The organism is Hyphomicrobium sp. (genome assembly GCF_009026145.1).
In the GTDB taxonomy this organism is placed as follows: Bacteria; Pseudomonadota; Alphaproteobacteria; order Rhizobiales; family Hyphomicrobiaceae; genus Hyphomicrobium_A.
Genome location: NZ_WBUE01000020.1, coordinates 72,442 through 78,579 on the forward strand (window position 1 = coordinate 72,442; position 6,138 = coordinate 78,579).

Here is a 6,138-nt window from a genome sequence, read left to right on the forward strand (position 1 = left end):
CGGTTGCGTTGCGAGTTTAGGCGCCGGCGTCCATCAGCGCCTTGACGTGGACGGCGACCGAGCGCGCCAGCGCATTGAGGTCGTAGCCACCTTCGAGCATCGACACAATGCGGCCGTTGCAGTGCCGCTTCGCCATGTCCGCGAGCTTCTCCGTCGCCCAAAGGTAGTCGGCCTCGACCAGCCGCAGGTTCGCCAGCGGGTCGGCCTGGTGGGCGTCGAAGCCGGCCGAGATGATAAGTATGTCCGGGCCGAAGTCGTGCAAGGCGGGCAGGATGCGCGATTCGAACGCCTCGCGGAACCGCTCGCCGGCATCGCCGGCGCGCAGCGGGGCGTTGTTGATATTGCCGACGCCGCGCTCGGAAACCGCCCCGGTGCCGGGAAAGAGCGGCATCTCGTGCGTCGAGCCGTAAAACAAGTCCTTGTCCGACCAGAAGATGTCTTGCGTGCCGTTGCCATGGTGAACGTCGAAATCGACGATGGCAATGCGCTCGGCGCCGTGCTTGGCGCGGGCGTAGAGCCCGGCAATGGCGGCGTTGGAAAACAGGCAAAAGCCCATCGCCCGGTCGGCCTCGGCGTGATGGCCGGGCGGGCGCACCTGACAGAAGGCGTTGGTGGCCTTACCGGCGATCACCGCGTCGATGGCGGCGAGTCCGGCACCCACGGCGCGCAGCGCCGCCTCCCAGGTGCCCGGCGAGACGACGGTATCGCCGTCGATGTGGGTAGAGTGCCGGCGCTCGCGCGCGCGCTCACCGACCGCGCGCATCTTTTCCAGGTGTGCCTCGGGATGCGCGAGGCGGATTTGCGCCTCGACGTCGTCGCGCAGCGGCGCTTCCTCGCGCACGAGCCCGTTGAAGATCTCGTGCGCCAGCACCTTGTCGATGGCGCGCATACGGTCTGCCCGCTCGGGGTGCCCGGGTCCCGTGTCGTGGGCGGTGAATGATGGGTGCGTGAGGAGGAGCGTCGCCATTGTGCGCTTGCCGCGTTCTGCTCTTGGGCCGTGTAGAGACGCCATGTTAACGCGCCAGACCGAAAGGGCCAGCACGACCGCCGCTTCAAGACAATTTGACGGCCCATCCCCTCACCCGGCTGGCGCGCTTCGCGCGTCCAGCCGACCTCTCCCACCGGGAGAGGTGATGCTTGCGCACCATTTAACCTCTCCCAATGGGAGAGGTCGGAAGCGAATGCAATGAGCTTCTGGGTGAGGGGTTACGGGTCCGCGAATTTGAGGTGGCTGGCGATGGTAACGCCGGGCGGTGGCGGAGGCACGTCGGGGACGAAGAAATCGGGCGCCAGCGGCGTGCCAGGCTCGACGCTGTAGGGCGCGAAATCGGTCACGCCGCCAACCTCGTAAAGGAAGCTGTCGTCGATGAGAAAGTTGCCGGTAAAGCTGCGCGCCGGCTGCGAGAAGAGGAGGTGCGCCGCGTCGGCAACGATGTCAGGGGTGCGGCTCATGCGGAGGACGGCCTCGCCACCCAGAACATTGCGGATGGCGGCGGTGGCGATGGTGGTGCGCGGCCACAGGGCGTTGACCGCAATCCCATCCGCCTTCAACTCCTCGGCGAGGCCGAGCACCGCGAGGCTCATGCCGTACTTGGCGATGGCGTAGGCGACGCGCCCGGCGAACCATTCCGGCTTCAACGTCAGGGGCGGCGCCAGCATCAATACGTGCGGGTTCTCGGCCTTGCGCAGGTGCGGCACGCAGGCCTTGGTCATGAGCAGCGTGCCGCGCGTGTTGACGCCGAGCATCAGATCGAGGCGCTTCGCCGTCGTCTGCTCGATGGGCGAGAGCGACAGCGCGCTGGCGTTGTTTACGCAGACGTCGATGCCGCCGAAGGCGGCGACGGTCGCCTCGACGGCGCGAAGGATCTCCTCCTCGAAGCGGATGTCGCAGGCCAATGCCAGCGCGCGCCCGCCCGCCGCCCCGACCTCGGCGGCAGCCGTGTCGATGGTGCCTTCGAGCTTCGGGTGCGGCTCCTGCGTCTTGGCGAGGATGGCGATGTTGGCGCCGTCGCGTGCTGCACGCTTGGCGATGGCGAGGCCGATGCCGCGGCTGGCGCCGGTGATGAGCAGCGTCTTGCCGTTGAGCCCCGCCATGTCCACGCCCGCTAGTGTCCTGATCGCGAAATTCGTCTCAGTGTGCGGCAAGGTCGGAACGAATTTCGCGATCTGAAGGACACTAGCCAAGTAATGTTTCGCTAGTGTGATTCAGATCGAGAAGTCCGCTGCACCACCCAGCCCAACGCAATGTAGCGGACTTCTCGATCATCACACTAGCCGGCCCGCGCTTCGGTGCGCGCGAAGAGCCAGCGTATGGCGCGCACGGGAAAGGTGACGAGCGCCCACAGCTGCTGCAGCAGCGACATGATGAGAGCGGGGACACCGACGATGGGCAGGAACAGCGCCAGGTAGGCGAGCAGCCGCGCTGCCTGCGCGGCACGGTAGCCGACGATGCCGCCATACTCTTCGCGCTCTTCCTGTGGCCACAGGCGCGCGAACCAGCCGCTCGCCACTGGCCAGCCGAGCACCCCGGCGATAAGCCCGGCGAGATAGGCGAACTGATACCAGGACGGGATGTAGGGCACGATGCGCCGGTCGAGCTCCTTCTGGCGCTCCTCGCCGCGCGCGTGCACCTCCACCGCGGTCGTCACCACGTTGCCGGTGAGGCTCGACACGGTGCTCGTCCACAGATCGCCGACGATGCCGGTGATCGGCTCGCTTGGGGTGTCGGCGGGAAGGGCGCGGATGGCGACGCGCCCCGATCCCTCGCGCTGCATGCCGACGCGGAACTCGCCGCGCTGCGCACCGAGCGCATCGAGGAAATCGCCCAGCGTCGCCCGCTTCAAAGCATCGTCGAGACCACCGACGGAAATGCGCTGCCACAGCCAGTTGCGTCCGCCCGGCTGGCGCGGCGCCTCCGCATGCAGGATGACGAGATTGACGTCGGCCTCGGCAGCCGCCCCCTTGAGGTCGGACAGCTTGAGGCTCTGCTCGGCGCCGCTCGAGGGGCGGAAGTGGAGCAGATTGCCGTCGACGCGGCCGGTGACGAGCACCGTCTGCCCGCGCACCGAGGACAGCGCGCCGGCGAGCGAGGGCGGATCGACGGCGTCGACGAGGGCCGCCTTGCTGTCGGGGTCGAGCCGCGGGTAGGACGACAGCGTCCCCGGCCCGCCAGGCTCCAGCGCCAGGGTGCGGATGCTGGAGCGGGTGAGCGGGCGCTCCAATTGGGCAATCGCCTCGTCGAACAGGGCGCGCTCGCGCGTCTCGACGAGGAGGTTGCGGCGCACGGCGGCATAGAGCGCATCCGTGCCGGCATCGGCGCGGGCGATGAGCGGGTAGCTGTCACCCCGGGCGACGACGTAGAGGCTGGCGCCGGGCGGCAGGTCCTTCAAAAGCGCGCGGTCGCGGAACAGCGTGTCCTCGGAGAGGTAGATGCCGAGCTTGCCGCCCGGCGCCGCCTCGGGCAGCAGGGTCGGGACGACGCGCTGCATCTCCTCCGGCGTGCCGGCGGTGAACACCTCGCCCTCGCGGTTGACGAACTTCCAATGGCCTTCCGGCGTCGCGTGGGCGGCGAGCACGGCGCCCTTGGCGCCGGTAGGCAGCGTCTTGATGTGCGCGGCAGCCCGCTCCAATTCGACAATGCCGAGGCGTCCCGCCTTGGTGCCCGCGGCGCCGACCTCGCCGACCTCGGCGCCGATGCGCGAGAGGCGCGATAGCCAGTTGGCCTGCGCGCTGCCGGTCGCCGCCGCCAGGAGCAGCGCCGCGCAGCTTGCGCGCATCAGGCAGTGACCGATCGCCAGGGTGAGGTGCATCGCCGTCCATCCCGCTTTGACGCGGCGAGATTACACGCCCTTTGGACAGAATTCAGCCCGGCCGGGCTGGAAGAGCACATCATCGCGAGTGTCAGTCAGCGGGAGAGGATCGAAGGCGGCGACTTAAAAGCCAATACTTCAAACGGCTCGTTCAGCCGGCAGTTCTTGTTCCAAAGAGGGTATAGCGTTCCTCGCTCAGAGAAGTAGGGCGTATGGATGATCGTACCCTGCCCATCGAAACGACCGACCGGAGCTTGCGCAGTGAAGAATAGCGCCGCGATGTGATCATGCTTTTTGTCGTTGAACATCTTTGTAGCCACGGCCTCAAGCAGCGTGGGCTTTCCATCCTTAGAGCTTTGGATCAGCAGGTTCAGCTCTGGATCGGCCAAATCAGTAAAGTGGGCGCACACGATGGCGGGTTTGGATTTCGAAAACTGAGGGGAAGCTTCAGCGATGGTGTCACTGATCGACTCGCCAACGATAGACTTGCGGGTGCTGAAAAGATGGATAGCAATGAACTGAGATTTCGAAAAGAAGCCAAAAACAGAGCCGTTGCACTCCTCTCTTATGTTCTCCATCAGCCGGACGGCAGACGCCTGGAGATCCTTATCGCTAAGCGGAGATCGGCCGTACCGTTGCAGGGTAATGCTCGTGCCCCGGACCAGTGCGCTAGTTATGGGGCTCGTAAGCATCTGTTCTATTGCCCCTACAATCTCGCCCTTGGAACCCGAGTCCTTGGGAAGGCGGTCAGCTAGTGCGACATCGATCCGTACCGAAGTTCCGCTTAGATTCAGTTTCTTCAATCGCCTAAGCAAATCGTTCCCTAAAAGCTCGAATTCTTCGCGGTGCACCGCACTCCCGCAGTCGGCGGTGATTGTCTTGCACTCAATCTCAAGCGACGTTTCCCCTTGGCGCGCGAGGAAATCGTGGCGTGCTTTGCCTTCAAAATCTGAGAATTCAATGTCCCAGCCCTGTTGGGCGAAACAGAATGCCGTTCGGAACTCGTGAGCCAGTGGTCGTGCATCGAACGCGGGCTTCAATGCGCTCAGAACGCGTCCCTTCAAGATGCTGCGAGCAGATGGGGACATGTGACGGGAGAACTCAACGGCTCCAGCTACAAACGCAAACGCATCATATAGCTCCGGTTCCTTGCTGAGTGTGAGGTTCCTAATTTCGGTTATGCGGCGCCCGTAAAACCGACTGAGTCCGATGGGAATGGAATAGCGAGCGATAGACGCTGGACTAACCACCTCGCGGCTTCTTAAAGCAGCACGAATGCGTTTTAAGTGTCGGTTGAGTTCCGTGTCCCCGACAAGTTCCGCGAAGCTCCGCAGCAGCAGCGCGTTGAGCCCAGAGCTTCGAGTGTAGTTGAGCGCGGCCATTTGATTAGCACAGATCAGGTTACGAACACGCCTGCGAGTTTGTCTTGTGCGACCTTGGTCGCGATCTCCATCAACATCTTAAGCGAGTCCGTGCCGACCCGGTGAGCGATGCTCTTTGTTTTTTCCCAATTATCCCGCTCGCGCACGGTCTCCAAGAATTCGGTGCCGCGCCACGTTAGACAGCGTGGTTGATAGTGTTCCTTTTCATACGTGGTGAAGTCGACGGCTTCGATGAACCCGCCATCCATCAGCAGCCAAATGTGGTGAGTGACCTGCTGATCAGAGTAGCCATCGACAGTGATGTTCCTGATAGGACGCATACGCTCACCCTGCTCCTCGATGATGAGCAGCAGCCCGCGAAGCAAGTCCATGTCACGCGTCATGGTCGACACTCCAGGAGGTGTGTGCCTGCAGAATGCGTGATTCGCGAGCAGCGTCCTGTGGAAATCTAAGTAGAGCAGATTGCAGAAGCAGAGAACAAATCAGGCGATTTCATACCCTTGGCGCGAACCTGTTTGGACAGAATTCAGCCCGCGGGGGTAAGAGAGGCGCCGGAGTTAGAGGCCGGAGCCGCCATGCCCATCGTCAAGGCAGATGAGGAAGCGATACGCGATGCCGCGGAGCACCTGCGCGCCGGGCGGCTCGTCGCCTTCCCGACCGAGACGGTGTACGGGCTCGGCGCCGACGCCACCAACGGCCAGGCGGTGGCGGCGATCTTCGCCGCCAAGGGCCGGCCGCGCTTCAACCCGCTGATCGTGCACGTGCTCGACGTCGGCCACGCCGGCCAGCACGCGCGGCTGACGACGCTGGCGCGGCGGCTGATCGACGCCTTCTGGCCGGGTCCGCTGACGCTGGTGCTCGACAAGCGCCCGGACTCCAGTCTGTCCGACCTCGTCACCGGCGGGCTCGCAACGCTCGCCGTGCGCGCGCCCGACCATCCGGTGGCG

Annotated in this window: 6 protein-coding genes; 1 reads left to right on the forward strand and 5 read right to left on the reverse strand. The window is 64.6% G+C overall.

Annotated features, from left to right (window positions below; genetic code table 11):
- Positions 1-16: 16 nt before the first annotated feature.
- The 5 genes from F9K20_RS14990 to F9K20_RS15010 all read right to left on the reverse strand — a co-directional run bounded on the left by F9K20_RS14990 (position 17) and on the right by F9K20_RS15010 (position 5,574).
- Entirely contained in the window at positions 17-967 is a 951-nt protein-coding gene (locus F9K20_RS14990) for a histone deacetylase family protein (RefSeq protein WP_291003415.1), read from the reverse strand.
- A 239-nt stretch (positions 968-1,206) separates the two neighbouring features.
- Positions 1,207-2,094: an NAD(P)-dependent oxidoreductase gene (locus F9K20_RS14995; protein ID WP_291003418.1), complete on the reverse strand. Its 888-nt coding sequence runs from the start codon at positions 2,092-2,094 to the stop codon at positions 1,207-1,209.
- A gap of 176 nt (positions 2,095-2,270) precedes the next feature.
- The gene (locus F9K20_RS15000; protein ID WP_291003420.1) at positions 2,271-3,809 is read right to left on the reverse strand and encodes a hypothetical protein; all 1,539 of its coding nucleotides are present in this window, start codon (positions 3,807-3,809) and stop codon (positions 2,271-2,273) included.
- A gap of 95 nt (positions 3,810-3,904) precedes the next feature.
- Positions 3,905-5,191 carry a hypothetical protein gene (locus F9K20_RS15005; protein ID WP_291003423.1) on the reverse strand — a complete coding sequence of 429 codons (1,287 nt, stop codon included), beginning with the start codon at positions 5,189-5,191 and terminating at the stop codon, positions 3,905-3,907.
- A gap of 14 nt (positions 5,192-5,205) precedes the next feature.
- Entirely contained in the window at positions 5,206-5,574 is a 369-nt protein-coding gene (locus F9K20_RS15010; protein ID WP_291003426.1) for a DUF2513 domain-containing protein, read from the reverse strand.
- A gap of 192 nt (positions 5,575-5,766) precedes the next feature.
- Here F9K20_RS15010 and F9K20_RS15015 point away from each other — a divergent pair.
- The coding region (locus F9K20_RS15015; RefSeq protein WP_291003429.1) for an L-threonylcarbamoyladenylate synthase at positions 5,767-6,138 on the forward strand (372 nt) is incomplete at its 3' end.

Coding starts and splice junctions, on each gene's coding strand:
- F9K20_RS14990 (WP_291003415.1), bottom strand. CDS start 967: ATGGCGACGCTCCTCCTCACGCACCCATCATTCACCGCCCACGACACG.
- F9K20_RS14995 (WP_291003418.1), bottom strand. CDS start 2,094: ATGGCGGGGCTCAACGGCAAGACGCTGCTCATCACCGGCGCCAGCCGC.
- F9K20_RS15000 (WP_291003420.1), bottom strand. CDS start 3,809: ATGCACCTCACCCTGGCGATCGGTCACTGCCTGATGCGCGCAAGCTGC.
- F9K20_RS15005 (WP_291003423.1), bottom strand. CDS start 5,191: ATGGCCGCGCTCAACTACACTCGAAGCTCTGGGCTCAACGCGCTGCTG.
- F9K20_RS15010 (WP_291003426.1), bottom strand. CDS start 5,574: ATGACGCGTGACATGGACTTGCTTCGCGGGCTGCTGCTCATCATCGAG.